Source organism: Thalassotalea sp. 1_MG-2023 (assembly GCF_030546745.1).
Taxonomy (GTDB): domain Bacteria; phylum Pseudomonadota; class Gammaproteobacteria; order Enterobacterales; family Alteromonadaceae; genus Thalassotalea_C.
In genome coordinates this window covers 23,525-40,877 of sequence record NZ_JAUOPD010000013.1, presented here as the reverse complement: position 1 = coordinate 40,877, position 17,353 = coordinate 23,525, and the positions used below count along the sequence as shown (strand labels likewise).

Here is a 17,353-nt window from a genome sequence, read left to right as displayed (position 1 = left end):
TATTGTTAAACGTTTATTAGTTCAATCAAATGACGTTCACCTGTAAGTTCAGGCACTTTTATTTCATAACTTTTCGCTAATATAACACCTTTAGGTAATTGCGTTAATTCTTCTTGTGGATATTGGCCTTTTAGCGCATAAAACCTTCCTTGCTCTTTTTCAACAAGGTGGTGACACCATTGCACCATATCTTCTAGTGATGCAAAAGCGCGACTTAATATCCCATCAAATGGTACATCAGGTTGGTATGCTTCAACTCGCGATAATAAAGGAGATACATTAGCAAGTTTTAATTGAAAAACAACCTGCTTTAAAAAGGTTATGCGCTTACCTAAGCTATCCAGTAACGTAAAGTGCTTTTCTGGGTACATTATAGCTAAAGGTATACCAGGTAAACCCGGACCAGTGCCAACATCTATAAACGCTTTCCCCGCAAGGTGAGGGCCAACCATCATACTGTCTAAAATATGTTTTACCAACATATCTTCTGGGTTTCTAACCGAAGTTAAATTATACGCATTATTCCATTTATTCAGTAACTCAACATAACTAATTAACTGAGTGATCTGTTGTTCTGATACGTTAAGCTCCGTTTTATTAATTAAACGTGCTAAGTTTTCTTTCAACGACATGTATAAGTCCAAAGAATCTATGCGGATTTTCGCAATAAACCATGTTTTTTAAGATAAACTAATAATAACGATATTGCGGCAGGTGTGATACCAGAAATTCGTGAAGCTTTACCAATGGTTTCAGGTTTAGCGTCTGTTAACTTAGCCACAACTTCATTTGAAAGCCCGGATATTTGGCTGTAATCAAATTCAACAGGGATCAATGTATCTTCATGACGTTTTTTCTTGGCAATGTCGTCAAGCTGTCTATCAATATAGCCAGCATACTTAATTTGAATTTCAACTTGCTCAGCCGCTTGTTTGTCGGCTAAAGGTTGACCTAATGAGTCTATTGCCATTAAATCTTGGTAACGAACTTCAGGTCGACGTAATAGCTCTTCTAAACTATTTTCACGGCTGATCGGGTTTTTAACTAACTTATTAATTTGTTCAACAGCACTATGATCTTTCTGGATCCAAGTCGATTTCAAACGCTGACGTTCTACTTCTATATTTTCTAGTTTTTCGTTAAAGCGCTGCCATCTTTTATCATCAACCAATCCAAGTTTACGACCCGTTTCTGTTAAACGAATATCGGCATTGTCTTCTCTAAGCAATAATCTATATTCAGCACGAGAGGTAAACATACGGTATGGTTCTTTGGTGCCGAGTGTTGCTAAGTCATCAACAAGAACTCCCATATAGGCTTGATCACGACCTAAGATCATTTCCTCTTTACCTTGAACACGTGCAGCAGCATTGGTTGCTGCTATTAGTCCTTGAGCGCCAGCTTCTTCGTAACCTGTTGTACCGTTTATTTGACCAGCAAAATATAAATTATTGATAAATTTACTTTCTAAGGTTTGTTTTAAATCACGAGGATCAAAAAAGTCATATTCAATCGCATAGCCCGGGCGGGTTATATGTGCATTTTCAAAGCCTTTAATCGATCGAACTAACGCCATTTGAACATCAAACGGCAAACTGGTTGAAATACCGTTAGGATAAACCTCATGTGTAGTTAGACCTTCTGGTTCTACAAATATTTGGTGTGTATCTTTATCTGCAAAACGCATAATTTTATCTTCAATTGAAGGACAATAACGTGGTCCTACGCCTTCAATGACGCCTGTGTACATTGGCGATCTATCAAGTCCTTTTCGAATAATATCATGAGTATGACTATTGGTATGAGTAATAAAACAAGGTATTTGTTCTGGATGATCTGCTGTTGAACCCATGAATGAAAAAACCGGTCTAGGATCATCACCTGGTTGTGCTTCCATCACTGAAAAATCTAAAGTTCTAGCGTCTAACCTTGGAGGAGTACCTGTTTTTAAACGATCCATTCTAAAAGGCATATCGCGTAATTTATTTGCTAAGTTAACACTAGCAGGATCTCCAGCTCTACCGCCTTGATAATTATTCAAACCAATATGTATTTGACCTGCGAGGAAAGTACCAACCGTTAATACAACGGTTTGAGCTTTAAACTTTAAACCCATTTGAGTTGATACACCAACGACTTGATCATTTTCTAAAATAAGATCATCACAAGGTTGTTGAAAGATCGTTAAGTTTTCTTGGTTTTCAAGATAATTACGTACGTAATTTCGATACAGAGTGCGATCTGCTTGAGCTCTAGTAGCTCTTACAGCAGGGCCTTTGCTTGCATTTAAGGTACGAAATTGAATGGCAGCATGATCAATTGCTGTTGCCATTAAGCCACCAAGAGCATCAATTTCTTTAACCAAATGTCCTTTGCCGATCCCACCGATTGCTGGGTTACAAGACATTTGACCTAACGTGTCAATATTATGTGTTAGCAATAGGGTATTACAACCCATACGAGCAGCTGCCAAGGCTGCTTCTGTACCAGCATGACCACCACCTACAACGATGACTTCATAAGTGTCTTGATACCACATAATGCCACTAACCTTAAAATGTATTTCTTGCAAAAGGGCACGTATTTTATCTTGTTTTCTTGAGAAGTGAAACGATCAAATCACTAAAAAGATCTGTTGTGGATCATTAATAATATATAAAGATCTATATAAAGATCTTATTATTGATCTTTATTAGTTCATCCATTTTCTGTGGATAAGGCTTTTTTCTTCATATAAATCAATTTGATCTTAATGATCGTTTCTTGTGATCAAAGTATGATCATATACTAAATAACCTTTGATCAAAATCGCTATTTATCCACAAGTACAATTATGATTATATTTATTAACTGGAAAATAAATTTTAATACAGGGATTATTTCCTAGTTATCCACATTAGCTGTTTCTCTTTATGTATTTTGTGGATAACATATTGGTAAGTCGTTTATAACTGATCTTTATTTGTTAATAGCCATGCTTGTGCTTCTTCTTCTGGATCAATGTCAAGTGTCATATCAAATGTTTTTATTGTTATTAAACGTTCACAACCCTTTGATTCTATAAGTTTATCTATATTTTTAGCAGCTAAACAAAATGTATCATAGTTAGAGTCTCCAATACCGATCACCATATACTTAGTTGAGGATAGATCGATCGTGGTGCTTGTGAGTTGATCAATAAAAGGCAGTAAGTTGTCTGGGTAATCTCCAGCACCATGTGTTGATGTACATATTAACCATGTTTGATTTTGGGTAGCAATATTGCTCAGATCAGGTGATAAATGCAAAGTTACATCATGACCTAATTCTACTAATGACTCTTCGCATGCTTCTGCAACATACTCTGTGCCGCCTAGCATGCTTCCAACGATGATTTGAAATGAAGACATTACGATCCTTTATTTGCCGATACAAAATGATGAAAAGATCTGACCTAGCAGATCATCATTGGTAAATTCGCCTGTTATTTGATTTAACGCGTTCTGACAAAGTCTTAATTCTTCAGCTAGAATTTCACCTGCCACATACGATTCAAGTTGCTCTAAACCAACACTAAGGTGATGATAACCTTGTTCAATGGCTGCTAAATGGCGTCTACGGGCCATAAAACCACCTTCTGTACTACCTTGATAACCCATAATATCTTTTAAGTGGCCAGTTAGTAATGAAATACCATCTTGGTTTTTTGCAGAAAGGGTTATGGTTGGATAGTCAGTATTTTTATCAAATTGAACGGCTTTATTGAATATATCTGCTTTGTTTTTAATGATGGTCAATTCAATGTTTTCTGGCAGCTTTTCAAAAAACTCGGGCCAGTATTTTTTTGGATCTTCAATTGACTGATCCGCGTCAATTAATAGTAAAATTCGATCTGCTTGTTTTATTTCCTGCCATGCGCGTTCAATCCCTATTTGCTCGACTTTATCTGATGACTCTCTAAGCCCTGCAGTGTCAATAATATGTAGCGGCATCCCATCAATATGAATATGTTCTGATAATACGTCTCGTGTTGTTCCTGCGATATCTGTAACAATAGCGCTTTCTTTACCGCTTAACGCATTTAACAAGCTCGATTTACCTGCGTTAGGGCGGCCAGCGATAACAACTCTCATACCTTCTCTTAATAAACTACCTTGCTTCGCTTTTTGCTGCACATCTTCTACTTTTTTGATCAGTGATTTAAGTTGATTTACTACTTTTTCATCTGCAAGAAAATCAATTTCTTCTTCTGGAAAATCAATAGCAGCTTCCACATACATTCTTAAATGAATGGTGTCGTTTACTATCTCGTGAATTAATGCTGAAAAATCGCCTTGTAACGAATGTAACGCGCTTTTTGCTGCTTGTTCTGATGTTGCATTGATCAAGTCTGCAATCGCTTCGGCTTGTGCTAAATCGAGCTTATCATTTAGAAAAGCTTGTTCACTGAATTCACCGGGGTTGGCCATACGAATATTGTTAATTGTGATGATAGATTTTAACAACATATCAAGAATAACGGGGCCGCCATGGCCTTGAAGTTCCAATACATCTTCACCCGTAAATGAATTTGGACCTTTAAAAAATAATGCGATACCCTGATCAATGATTTGTTGATTATTATCATAAAAGGGTAAGTATTCAGCCTTTCTAATCGCAGGGCATCTACCTAATACTTTTTCTGCAACTATAGAGGCTAAGGGGCCCGATACTCTAATAATACCGACACCGCCTCTACCGGGTGGAGTAGCTTGTGCTGCAATGGTTTCAATATTGGATACTGTTGTTGTCATAATGCTCTAACGACTAAATATGAATGCCAGTATTATAAACATAATCGTATTCAGGGTAAAAAAAAGCGACCTTTCGGTCGCTTAATGTTATTTATTTTTTTGCTTTTCGAGTGAGGCAAATATAATTTTCATCTGAATGATGGAAATCACATTACTCACTAGCCAGTACAATACTAAGCCTGACGGGAACCAGAAGAAAAAGATAGTAAACATTACCGGCATATATTGCATGATTTTTTGCTGCATAGGGTCTTGAATGGTCATTGGTTGCATTTTCTGCATTATGAACATACTGATACCCATCAACACTGGTAATATGTAGTAAGGATCTTTAGAAGATAAGTCAGTTAACCATAAGCCGAAAGACGCATGTCTTAATTCAACACTTTCTAAAAACACCCAATATAATGCTAAGAAAATAGGCATTTGAATTAATAACGGTAAACAACCACCCGCAGGATTTACTTTCTCTTTGCGATAAAGCTCCATCATGGCTTGAGAAAGTTTTTGTCTATCGTCTCCAAAGCGTTCTTTTAATTGCGTCATTTTTGGCTGTAGTTCACGCATTTTTGCCATAGACGTGTATTGCGCTTTGGTGAGCGGATACATAATACCTTTTACGATGACCGTAATGATAATAATTGCGACACCCCAGTTGATCACAAGTGCTTGTATTTGAATCAGTAACCAATGTAGTGGTGAACTGATCATAAATAAAAAGCCAAAATCAACAGTGAGATCAAGTCCATCTGCTATTTCAGCTAGTGCATCTTGATCTTTAGGCCCGACATAGAACGTAGTTGAAATGGTTTCTGTTGAACCGGGTTCAATAATTTGAGCAGGGGCTTTAAAGCCAATAACCGCTTCATTCTTACTACGCGAAAACTCGGTATATAATAAGTTTACTTGCTCAGCATTAGGTACCCAAGCTGATACAAAGTAATGTTGAAGCATAGCAACCCAACCACCTTGAGTTGTTTCATTTAATTTTGCGTCTGCAATGTCATCAAAGTCATATTTTTCGTAGCGTTCTTCTTTGGTAGAATAAGCTGCACCTCGATAGGTTGGTATTAAAGCACTTGATTGATCAACACTAGCCGATTGGCGTAGCTGAGCATATAGTTCAACACTTGCTGCACTGTTTGATGCATTTTCAACAATATAATCTACGTCGACTTGGTAACTACCTAGTGTAAAGGAGAAGTTTTTCTTAACGGTTAAGCCATCGTTTGTAATATAAGTTAATGAAACAACCAGTGGTTGACCTTCGGTCATTTGATAAGTGGTGTTTTCAACTTGGTAAATAGGGCGACCTTTCACTGTGCGGTCAATGCCTTGTGCACCCGTTAATCCGCTTTGTGCAATATATCTAAAATCACCATTTTGCATCATGGTAAACGGAATACCGTTACCCTGTTCCGTGTCATAATCAAGCAAAGTGGCTTCAACGATATCACCGCCTTTGGTATCTATTTTTATGGCTAACACATCAGTTGTAATTTCTACTAAAGTTGCGCTAGCTTTTGTTGTAGCTTCTGTTGATTTTGAAGCACTCGGCGCAGGAACGAAGTCATCATCACTTGATTGTGTGATAGCTGAATCATTGTCGCTTTGACTGAATTGTGTGATCGGTTCAGGCGCATTGTCTTGTTGCCATTGCTGATACAGCAAAAAACTAACAACCATAAGCGCAATAAATAAAAAACTGCGTTGAGACTCCATAATTAATACTTTCTCTTCTTTTTTGGTGGTACGGGATCTTCACCGCCCGTATTTAGTGGGTGGCATTTTAGTATACGTTTGCCTGCTAACCAACAACCTTTTACAACACCAAAGCGATTAATTGCTTCAATTGCATAAAAAGAGCATGTTGGCGTGAACCTACAGTTATTCCCTAATAACGGGCTAAGCCAGCGTTGGTAAGCTTTTACAGCAGATATGGCTATTTTTTGTGGCGTTGAATTATTTTTCGCCATATTTTATCCAACTGCTTAGTTATTTGTTGGTTATCGAGTTCATCTGTGCCTGAGCGAACCATAACTACTATATCAATATGGGGTAATTGATGTTGTTTCAAGCGAAAACTATTTCGAACTAATCTTTTTATTCGATTTCTTTGCACAGCAAGTTTTACGCGTTTTTTAGCAATGGCTAAACCTAAACGACTATTTTGCTCTGAATTTGGTGTAATTAGTACAGTGATATGGCTAGAGCCAAAACGAGATGGGTTTTTAAAAGCTGATTGGAATTGACTGGGAGTCAAGAGTCTTGACTCCCGAGTAAATTCAAAAGTAACCATGTGGTTACAAACTCTTTATCGAAAGATTAATAAAGAGATTAAGCGCTTAGGCGTGCGCGGCCTTTAGCACGGCGACGTGCTAATACTGCACGACCGTTTTTAGTAGCCATACGAGCACGGAATCCGTGGTTACGCTTACGTTTTAATACGCTAGGTTGAAATGTTCTTTTCATTACGCTATCCGTCGGTTGTTGTTGCCCTGGCAAAACCGCCGTTTCGAGCACACTTGGTCAAAAAAAGAGGCGGAATTCTATATATTATACGCACTAATGTCAATCATTAATCTTGATTATATTGTTAGAGGATCAAAATAGATCTTTTTGTCGATCCTGTACATATCCACAGTTTTCTAACATTTACGATTGTAAATCGATCATTCTATCTCTTGTTTGTGCTTTTTCTGACGTTAATTTCTGCTTTTTTCAAGTGACAAATAAAAAATCAAGCCATTAAATAGCTGACTTTAGCGATTATTTCTATTTTTTTGTAAAATAGTCAAAAGTCAATATTGAAGTTGTGGATAAGTAGAGGGATAATGCTTGGATATTATAAAAAAGATAATCAGGTTTATCACTCTTTTCTCATTTTAAAGTGGTAGATCAGCTAGGAGCCTATCGTTGGATCATTCTTTGTGGCAACGCTGCTTGTCAGTATTACAAGAAGAGTTGCCTGCTCAGCAGTTTAGTATGTGGATTAGACCGCTTCAATGTGTCGTAGATAATAATGTCATGACTTTGTATGCGCCAAACCGCTTTGTACTAGATTGGGTTCGTGATAAATACGTTAACCGTATTAATGAATTAGTCAGCCTAGAAGAAAGTGGAAATCCGCCTTTATTACGTTTTGATGTAGGTAGTATTCCTAAAGTTAAGGTTAGTAGCAACAACAGTGCTTCAATGCCATCAGCACCGCTAAGCCAACCAAAAGCTTCGAATAACCAGGTACCTGAATCAAACTTACCGAAAAAAACTAACGTTAGAGTAAATTATACTTTTGATAATTTTGTTGAAGGTAAGTCTAATCAATTAGCACGAGCGGCTGCTTCACAAGTAGCTGATAATCCTGGCTCTGCATATAATCCCTTGTTTATTTACGGGGGAACGGGTCTAGGTAAAACTCATTTATTACACGCTGTTGGTAACGGTATTTTGCTAAATAAACCTGATGCAAAAATTGCTTATATGCACTCAGAACGTTTTGTTCAAGATATGGTTCGTGCATTACAAAATAATGCTATCGAAAAATTCAAACAATATTACCGTTCTGTTGATGCATTATTAATTGATGATATTCAATTTTTTGCTAATAAAGAACGCACTCAGGAAGAATTTTTTCATACCTTTAATGCGCTTTTAGAAGGTAATCAGCAAATAATATTAACGAGTGATCGTTACCCTAAAGAAATTGACGGTGTAGAAGATAGATTAAAATCTCGATTCGGTTGGGGCTTAACCATTGCGATTGAGCCTCCTGAGCTTGAAACGCGCGTTGCAATATTAAAGAGAAAAGCACAAGAGAGCCATGTTAACCTTGCCGATGAAGTTGCATTTTTCATCGCTAAGCGTTTAAGGTCAAATGTTAGGGAATTAGAAGGCGCACTTAATCGTGTGATCGCTAACGCTAATTTCACTGGCAGAGCAATTAATATTGATTTTGTTAAGGAAGCACTAAGAGATTTACTTGCCTTACAGGATAAGTTAGTTACTATCGATAACATACAAAAAACCGTTGCTGAATATTATAAAATAAAGGTATCTGATTTATTATCAAAAAGACGTAATCGTTCGGTAGCAAGACCAAGACAAATAGCAATGGCCTTATCGAAAGATCTCACCAATCATAGCTTACCTGAAATAGGCGAAGCGTTTGGTGGAAAAGACCACACAACTGTTTTACATGCTTGTCGGAAAGTTAAAGCATTACGTGAAGAATCTCATGATATTAAAGAAGATTATTCAAATTTAAATAGAACGTTATCTTCCTAACAAAAAGAGTAATAAAGAGTAGGTAAAAAATGAAGTTTTCCTTAAATAGAGAATTGTTATTAAAACCATTGCTATTGGTATCCGGAGCGGTTGAACGTAAAAGTACCTTACCTATTCTTGGTAATGTGTTAATTGAGGTTAGTGAGCAATCACTTACATTAACTGCCACTGATTTAGAATTAGAAATGGTTGCTTATGCTGATATCGATAATGCAGAAGCCAACGGTAAATTAACAATACCAGCGCGTAAGCTTTTAGATATTTGTAAAAGCTTGCCTGATGGGGCTTTGATTAGTTTTGAATCTACAGATGATACTGTCACTATTTCTTCAGGACGTAGTAAATATTCCTTGTCTACTTTGCCGGCAACAGATTTTCCTAATATTGAAGAGTGGAAAGGTGACGTTGAATTTAAATTAAGTAAAGCGCAGTTACTACGCCTCATTGAAAGTACCCATTTTTCCATGGCCAACCAAGATGTTCGTTACTATTTAAATGGTATGTCTATCGAAACAGAAGCTAATGAAATTCGTTCTGTTGCAACTGACGGGCATCGTTTAGCTATTTGTAAAATATCAAATGATGAATTACAACTGCCAAATCGACAAGTGATTGTGCCTAGAAAGGGTATTTTAGAAATCATTCGCTTACTTGATCCAGTCGATGAAGAAGTTCAAGTCTTTTTAGGTTCTAATCATATTCGTATTATTGATACCGAATTTTCTTTCACCAGTAAATTAGTTGATGGTCGTTTTCCTGATTATCGTCGAGTTCTTCCTCGAAACGGTGATAAGATTTTAAATGCTGACAAAGATCAACTTAAACAAGTTTTATCTAGAGCTTCAATTTTGTCGAATGAAAAATTCAAAGGTGTACGTTTAAATTTTGCTGACAGTGAATTAAAAATTACCGCTAATAATCCCGAGCAAGAACAAGCAGAAGAAATATTAGAAGTAAACTTTCCTTACGAAGATGTCGAAATTGGTTTTAATGTAAACTATGTGCTTGATGTGTTAAATGCAATTAAAGAGCAAGGTGTTAAATTTACCTTAGCTGATGCAAATAGTAGCGTAGTTATTGAAGGGCAAGATTCAAACGAAGCGTTATATGTTGTGATGCCTATGCGTTTGTAATGAGTATTAAAGATTTAAATGCATATCAATTTAGAAATTTAGTAGACGGGAAGATTTCGCTTCACTCAGAATTTAACTTTATTCTGGGTGATAATGGTAGTGGCAAAAGTAGTCTTTTAGAAAGTATTTATTACCTTAGCCATGGTAAATCGTTTAGAACCACGAACGTTAGTAATTTAGTTCGTAATGAGTCACAACGTTTTGTCTTGAGTGCTAAAACATTTAATGATCAAATGTTAGGTATTGAATATTCACTATCGGGTGAAAAGAGAATTAAAATAGACGGTGAACGTCAAACAAAGCTTTCTGAGCTTGCAAAGAACTTAGCGGTACAAGTAGTAACGCCCGAAAGTTTTAAGTTGTTTATTGGTGGACCACGAGAACGCAGAAAGTTTATCGATTTAGGATTGTTTCACGTGAAACATTCTTTTCCTGAAGTTTGGCGGCAATTTAATAAAACGTTAAAACAACGGAATGCATGTTTAAAGCAACGATTAAGTGAACAGCAGTTACAATATTGGACAGAACAGTTCTGCCAACTTTCAGAAACAATTGCTGAATTAAGATCTGGTTATATAAAAGAGTTATCAATAGAAGTAACGAATTGGTTGTCGGTATTATTACCAGAAATTAACGATTCGATTAAGCTACAGTATCTACAGGGTTGGCACAGTAAAAAAGAATTATTTGACGTGTTAACACAGAATAAAGATAAAGAACTTGAACGTGGCTTTTCACTATATGGTGCACATAAATTTGATGTTAGATTTCAATTTAACACATTGTCGTTGGAGCAGAGACTTTCAAGAGGTCAACAAAAGTTGTTTTTACTCGCGTTAACTTTTGCACAAACTAAGTTAATTGAAAAAGTTAAACGAGTAAAACCAATTTTATTAATTGATGATATAGGTGCTGAATTGGACATTAGCTCTAGAACAGCAATGTCGGTGGCAAATCAGCTTTTGAATTGTCAATCAATTATCACCGCAATTGATAAAAGTGCAGTGGAACCACTGGTTCCGAAAAACAAAAATTATAAAATGTTTCACGTGAAACATGGCAATATTTCTTTAATGAGTGAGTAGGCTAAAGCTATGAGTGTAGAAAATGAATATGGCTCAGACAGTATTAAGGTTTTAAAAGGGCTGGACGCTGTAAGAAAAAGACCTGGTATGTATATTGGTGACACTGATGATGGCACTGGTTTACATCACATGGTTTTTGAGGTGTTAGATAATTCAATAGATGAAGCACTTGCAGGTCACTGTAGTGATATAGTGGTTACTATTCACCTTGACGGTTCTGTATCTGTAAAAGATGATGGCCGTGGTATACCAACGGATATTCACCCAGAAGAAGGCGTTTCCGCAGCAGAAGTTATCATGACAGTATTACATGCTGGGGGTAAATTCGGTGGTGAAGACTCTGGATATAAAGTATCAGGTGGTTTGCATGGTGTAGGTGTTTCAGTTGTTAATGCATTAAGTCATAAACTAACACTAACAATCCGTAGAAACGGTGAACTTCATGAACAAGAGTATAAATTAGGAGAGCCACAAGCACCGTTGGCACTAGTTGGTGAAACAGATCAAACCGGTACAGAATTAAGGTTTTGGCCAAGTGAAGAAACATTCACTGATGTAGAATTTCACTATGACATTCTGGTAAAACGTATCCGTGAACTATCTTTCTTAAATTCAGGTGTCTCAATAAAACTGATTGATGAACGTGAAGAAGGTAAAGAAGAACATTTCTTTTATGAAGGCGGTATTCAAGCGTTTGTTGATTATTTAAATACAAATAAAACAGCTGTAAATGAAGAAATATTTTATTTTGACTTAGAACGTGAAGATGGAATTGCCGTTGAAGTAGCAATGCAATGGAATGATGGCTTCCAAGAAAATATACATTGTTTTACTAATAATATACCTCAACGAGACGGGGGAACACATTTAAGTGGTTTTAGAGCTGCGTTAACTCGTACCATCAATAGTTACATGGTAAAAGAAGGGTTAAATAAATCTAAAAAGGGTGAAACAAATCCATCTGGAGATGATGCCCGTGAAGGATTAACAGCAGTTATTTCAGTTAAAGTACCAGATCCAAAATTTTCATCACAAACTAAAGATAAGCTAGTTTCTTCAGAAGTAAAAACTGCAGTAGAACAAGCGATGGGTGAAAAGCTAGGGGAGTACTTGTTAGAGAATCCAGGTACAGCAAAAACAGTAATCATGAAAATTGTTGATGCCGCTAGAGCAAGAGAAGCTGCTCGTAAAGCGCGTGAGATGACTCGCAGAAAAGGTGTGCTTGATATAGCGGGTTTACCTGGAAAGCTTGCTGATTGCCAAGAAAAAGATCCGGCGTTATCTGAAATATACATAGTGGAGGGTGACTCTGCGGGTGGTTCAGCTAAACAAGGTCGAAATCGTAAAAACCAAGCAATCTTGCCACTTAAGGGTAAAATACTAAACGTAGAAAAAGCACGTTTTGATAAAATGATTGCTTCGGTAGAAGTAGGAACATTAATTACTGCCCTGGGTACAGGTATTGGCCGTGATGAATACAACCCTGAAAAGCTTCGTTATCATTCAATCATAATAATGACCGATGCTGATGTTGATGGTTCTCATATTCGAACTTTGCTATTAACATTCTTCTATCGTCAAATGCCAGAAATTATGGAACGCGGTCATGTTTTTATTGCACAGCCACCACTATATAAAGTTAAGAAAGGTAAACAAGAACGTTATATTAAAGATGACGATGCGTTAATTGAATACTTAACAACTCTAGCATTAGAGAATGCATCATTACATGTGAATGAATCAGCACCTGCAATTTCAGGCTTGGCATTAGAAAAGTTAGTAAATCAATTTAGAAGAGCATATAACACAATTAAACGTGTATCACGTCAAATACCGGAAGATATTCTAATTAAGATGGTCTATTCATCAACTATTAATATCGAAGACTTTTCTGATGAAGAGAAAGTTACAGCTTGGAAAGATAACCTAATAAAGCAGCTTGATGACCAAGATGGCAACGGTTCAATTTATACAGCTTCAGTAGAGCAAGATAAAGAACGTAACATTTATTATCCACGATTCAATGTTAGAAAACATGGTATTGATAAAGTATATAACTGTGGTTATGAATTTATTCATTCAAAAGAGTTTAAAGAATTGACTGATCTTAACGTTGCGATAAATGGTCTTATTGAAGAAGGCGGTTATGTAAAACGTAATGAAAAAATAAAGCAAGTTTCTACCTTTGATGAAGCATTAACATGGTTAATGGCTGAATCTAAACGAGGACAGTATATCCAACGTTATAAAGGTTTGGGTGAAATGAACCCAGATCAATTGTGGGAGACTACGATGGATCCAGAAACAAGACGTATGTTGAAAGTAACTATTGAAGACGCAATTGCAGCAGATCAACTATTCAATACGTTAATGGGTGATCATGTTGAGCCGCGTAGACACTTTATTGAAGAAAATGCGTTGAAAGTAGAAAACTTGGATGTTTAGTTTAAGGTAATTAACTCAATGCCGATCAATTAAACAATTGATCGCTGAGAAAAACGCTTATACGACAATAGCTCTATCTTTATGATCGGGCTATTTTTTTATGTTAGTGATGCGATTAAATGAAATGATAGACAAAAATGTAGAGCCTAATAGCTTGAAGTGTTAAAAAGCTAACGGCTAGATAAATGGAAGCAGTATTAACTAGGAGCGTTAAGGGGATGATTACCGATAAACTGGTTTGCTTGAAAAAAGTCGACTAACTAAAGTGGCAAATAAAACTCTTTTCAGAGCAGTTCTCCATGGCATAGGCTTATGTACAAGGTGAAATTAAAAGCCGGCTAGATTGTCAAAAAAGTTGTGCCATTGAATAAAAACAATCTTAACGGATTGGCTTAACTTTTAAGTGATTTATTGGAACTGGCTTTATATACAGTGAAAATGAGTGTTGGTTTGAAATAATGACCGGTCATGAAATATACGGTTTTACCAATGATAAAAATAAAAAATTAAAATATTCGAGTTTTTGCTCAATTTATCACTGCTGTAAACTAGGCGAATAAACAGACAAACGTTATACTAGCGCCAGCAAATTAAAATTTTATATTATAAATACAGGCACGCATGAGTACGTTTAATAGCAAAACATTCCAAGGATTGATTTTACAATTACAAGATTACTGGTCTCGACAGGGGTGTGTCATTGTACAGCCTTTAGATTTAGAAGTTGGTGCTGGTACCTTTCATCCCATGACATTTTTGCGTGCGGTAGGACCTGAGCCTATCAGTAGCGCATATGTGCAACCTTGTCGAAGACCAACAGATGGTCGTTACGGGGAAAACCCAAACCGCTTACAGCATTATTACCAATTTCAAGTGATGTTAAAGCCTTCTCCGAAGAATATACAAGAGTTATATTTAAACTCATTGAAAGAACTTGGTATAGATCCTCTAGTACATGATATCCGTTTTGTTGAAGATAACTGGGAGTCACCAACCCTTGGAGCTTGGGGATTAGGCTGGGAAATTTGGCTAAACGGAATGGAAATAACTCAATTTACTTACTTTCAACAAGTCGGTGGTTTAGAGTGTGCACCTGTAACAGGCGAAATCACTTACGGTTTAGAACGTTTAGCTATGTATATTCAAAATGTAGATAGTATCTATGACTTAGTGTGGACAGATGGTCCAATGGGTAAAGTCCTTTATGGAGATGTATTCCATCAAAATGAAGTAGAGCAATCGGCATATAACTTTGAACATGCAGATGTAAAGGCGCTATTCGGCCAATTTGATCAGTGTGAAAAAGACAGTGAAAAACTTATCGAAAAGGGCTTAGCATTACCGGCTTATGAACAAGTGATGAAAGCTTCACATGCCTTTAACTTATTAGATGCACGCCATGCAATTTCAGTAACAGAAAGACAACGCTATATTTTACGTGTAAGAGCATTATCCAAAGCATGTGCAGAGGTTTATTATGCGACGAGAGAACAATTAGGCTTCCCACTTTGTGGTGATAAAGAGGTGGGAGAATAACACATGATTAAAGAAACATTATTAATAGAGTTAGGTACCGAAGAACTGCCACCCAAAGCGTTACAAAAATTAGCGACCACTTTCTACAGTCAAATAACGACACAATTGGAACAAGCAGAGCTAGCCTTTGAACAGGCTTCTTGGTTTGCTTCTCCAAGGCGTTTAGCGGTGCAGATTACGCAATTAATCGATAAGCAAGCAGATAAAGAAATTGAAAAGCGCGGGCCTGCGATAAACGTAGCGTTTGATGAAGAAGGTAACCCAAGTAAGGCTGCCTTAGGTTGGGCAAAGTCAAATGGTATCACTATTGAGCAAGCACAGCGATTGAAAACTGATAAAGGTGAATGGTTACTACACAAGGCATTACAACCAGGCAAAACAATTCAGGAATTGATTCCTGAAATGGTTAATAAAGCAATTGCGAAGCTACCAATTCCAAAACCAATGCGTTGGGGAAGCTCAAGAACACAATTTATTCGTCCAATTCATACGTTAACACTTATGTTTGGTGAACAAATTATAACAGGTGAAGCGTTAGGTATTGAGTCAAACAACTTGCTACAAGGTCATAGATTCCATCATCAAGGTTTAATCTCCCTTGAACATGCAAATGATTATGTTGCAACGTTAAAACAAGCGTATGTTGTTGCAGATTATCAAGAAAGAAAGCAATTAATCGTTGATCAGATTAAAAAAGCTGAGCAAGAGCTAAATGCTGTGGCTTTAATTGACGAAGAATTATTAGAAGAAGTTACATCAATTGTTGAGTGGCCAGTTACCTTAATCGGTAGCTTTGATAAAGAATTTTTAGATGTACCACCTGAGCCATTAATCTATTCAATGAAAGATCACCAAAAATATTTTCCAGTTGAGGATAAACAGGGAAAATTATTAAACAAATTTATTTTTGTTGCCAACATTGAAAGTAAAGATGCAAACCAGGTTATCTTCGGTAATGAAAAAGTAATACGTCCACGATTAGCCGACGCCGAGTTTTTCTTTAAAACAGATAAAAAGCAAACACTTGAATCAAGACTTGAAAGTTTAGAGTCCGTATTGTTTCAAAAACAATTAGGAACGTTAAAAACCAAATCTGAACGAATAGCGTCACTAAGTGAATATATTGCGGAAAAAATAAATCAATCACCTAAACTGGCATACCGTGCAGGCCTATTAAGTAAAACGGACTTAATGACAGAAATGGTATTAGAATTTCCTCAAGTGCAAGGCACCATGGGAAAATACTACGCACAGCATGATGGCGAAGACGTTGAGGTAGCACAAGCATTAGAAGATCAATACCGACCAAGATATTCTGGCGATAGTATTCCTAAAGGTGTTATTGGTTGTGCGGTAGCTATTGCTGACAAAATTGACACATTGGTTGGAATATTTGGTATCAATCAACCGCCAAAAGGTGATAAAGATCCATTTGCACTACGTAGAGCTGCCATTGGCATGATTCGCATAATTATTGAAAAACAGCTTGATTTAGACATTGCTGATCTAGTGTCACAAAGTGTCAGCTTATACGGTGAAGTGTTAACGAATGACAATACAACCCAACAAGTGATTGATTTTGTACTTGGTCGATTTAAAGCACATTATCAAGAGCAAAAAATTAGTGTTGATGTCATTCAGGCTGTATTAGCCAACTCACCAACGGCTCCACTAGATTTTGAAAAGCGAGTATTCGCTGTAAATCATTTTAAAACCATGGAAGCAGCACAAACATTAGCTGCTGCAAACAAACGAGTAGGTAACATTTTAGCCAAGTTTGATGGTCAGTTATTTTCGACTTTTAATACAGACTATGCTTGTGATGATAATGAAACAGAATTAGCCAATACTTTTTCAAAAGTAAAAGAAAAAATTCAACCATTAGTTGCAGCTCAAGACTACCAGCAGGCATTAGCTGAACTTGCCAATATTAAGCAGCCCATTGATAACTTTTTTGATAATGTCATGGTAATGGCTGATGATGAACAAGTGAAAGTGAATCGTTTAACGCTATTAAATGAAATACGTAATAGCTTTTTAGACATTGCTGATATTTCGGTGTTACAAAATTAAACCCTATTGATTTAATTGTTTTAAA

At 36.6% G+C, this 17,353-nt stretch carries 14 protein-coding genes; 6 read left to right on the top strand and 8 right to left on the bottom strand.

Features of this window, described 5'->3' with window-relative positions:
- Nucleotides 1–5 precede the first annotated feature (5 nt).
- The 8 genes from rsmG to rpmH form a co-directional block, all read right to left on the bottom strand.
- Entirely contained in the window at nucleotides 6–632 is a 627-nt protein-coding gene (gene rsmG, locus Q4489_RS11505) for a 16S rRNA (guanine(527)-N(7))-methyltransferase RsmG (RefSeq protein WP_303480479.1), read from the bottom strand.
- 17 nt (nucleotides 633–649) lie between these two features.
- A complete protein-coding gene (mnmG, locus tag Q4489_RS11500; RefSeq protein WP_303480475.1) occupies nucleotides 650–2,539 on the bottom strand; it encodes a tRNA uridine-5-carboxymethylaminomethyl(34) synthesis enzyme MnmG in 1,890 nt (629 codons plus the stop codon).
- A 406-nt stretch (nucleotides 2,540–2,945) separates the two neighbouring features.
- A complete protein-coding gene (locus Q4489_RS11495) occupies nucleotides 2,946–3,389 on the bottom strand; it encodes a flavodoxin domain-containing protein (protein ID WP_303480472.1) in 444 nt (147 codons plus the stop codon).
- 9 nt (nucleotides 3,390–3,398) lie between these two features.
- Entirely contained in the window at nucleotides 3,399–4,772 is a 1,374-nt protein-coding gene (gene mnmE, locus Q4489_RS11490; protein ID WP_303480469.1) for a tRNA uridine-5-carboxymethylaminomethyl(34) synthesis GTPase MnmE, read from the bottom strand.
- Between the two features lie 87 nt (nucleotides 4,773–4,859).
- Complete coding sequence (yidC, locus tag Q4489_RS11485; protein ID WP_303480467.1) at nucleotides 4,860–6,494, bottom strand: membrane protein insertase YidC; 1,635 nt, start codon at nucleotides 6,492–6,494, stop codon at nucleotides 4,860–4,862.
- A 2-nt stretch (nucleotides 6,495–6,496) separates the two neighbouring features.
- Nucleotides 6,497–6,748, bottom strand: coding sequence for a membrane protein insertion efficiency factor YidD (yidD, locus tag Q4489_RS11480; protein WP_303480464.1), 252 nt, complete (start codon nucleotides 6,746–6,748; stop codon nucleotides 6,497–6,499).
- Complete coding sequence (rnpA, locus tag Q4489_RS11475; protein WP_303480462.1) at nucleotides 6,715–7,071, bottom strand: ribonuclease P protein component; 357 nt, start codon at nucleotides 7,069–7,071, stop codon at nucleotides 6,715–6,717. The genes yidD and rnpA overlap by 34 nt, the downstream gene beginning before the upstream one ends.
- Nucleotides 7,072–7,109: 38 nt before the next feature.
- Nucleotides 7,110–7,244 carry a 50S ribosomal protein L34 gene (rpmH, locus tag Q4489_RS11470; protein ID WP_074496262.1) on the bottom strand — a complete coding sequence of 45 codons (135 nt, stop codon included), beginning with the start codon at nucleotides 7,242–7,244 and terminating at the stop codon, nucleotides 7,110–7,112.
- Nucleotides 7,245–7,688: 444 nt separating this feature from the next.
- On the opposite strand from rpmH, the gene dnaA reads away from it, so the two are divergent.
- From dnaA to glyS, 6 genes are all read left to right on the top strand, one after another.
- The gene (gene dnaA, locus Q4489_RS11465) at nucleotides 7,689–9,056 is read left to right on the top strand and encodes a chromosomal replication initiator protein DnaA (protein ID WP_303480451.1); all 1,368 of its coding nucleotides are present in this window, start codon (nucleotides 7,689–7,691) and stop codon (nucleotides 9,054–9,056) included.
- 29 nt (nucleotides 9,057–9,085) lie between these two features.
- The gene (gene dnaN / locus Q4489_RS11460; protein WP_303480450.1) at nucleotides 9,086–10,189 is read left to right on the top strand and encodes a DNA polymerase III subunit beta; all 1,104 of its coding nucleotides are present in this window, start codon (nucleotides 9,086–9,088) and stop codon (nucleotides 10,187–10,189) included.
- Entirely contained in the window at nucleotides 10,189–11,274 is a 1,086-nt protein-coding gene (recF, locus tag Q4489_RS11455; RefSeq protein WP_303480447.1) for a DNA replication/repair protein RecF, read from the top strand. The genes dnaN and recF overlap by 1 nt, the downstream gene beginning before the upstream one ends.
- 9 nt (nucleotides 11,275–11,283) lie before the next feature.
- Nucleotides 11,284–13,719: a DNA topoisomerase (ATP-hydrolyzing) subunit B gene (gyrB, locus tag Q4489_RS11450; protein ID WP_303480445.1), complete on the top strand. Its 2,436-nt coding sequence runs from the start codon at nucleotides 11,284–11,286 to the stop codon at nucleotides 13,717–13,719.
- A gap of 621 nt (nucleotides 13,720–14,340) precedes the next feature.
- Nucleotides 14,341–15,255: a glycine--tRNA ligase subunit alpha gene (glyQ, locus tag Q4489_RS11445; protein WP_303480442.1), complete on the top strand. Its 915-nt coding sequence runs from the start codon at nucleotides 14,341–14,343 to the stop codon at nucleotides 15,253–15,255.
- Nucleotides 15,256–15,258: 3 nt separating this feature from the next.
- Complete coding sequence (gene glyS / locus Q4489_RS11440; protein WP_303480440.1) at nucleotides 15,259–17,328, top strand: glycine--tRNA ligase subunit beta; 2,070 nt, start codon at nucleotides 15,259–15,261, stop codon at nucleotides 17,326–17,328.
- The last annotated feature ends 25 nt before the right edge of the window (nucleotides 17,329–17,353 follow it).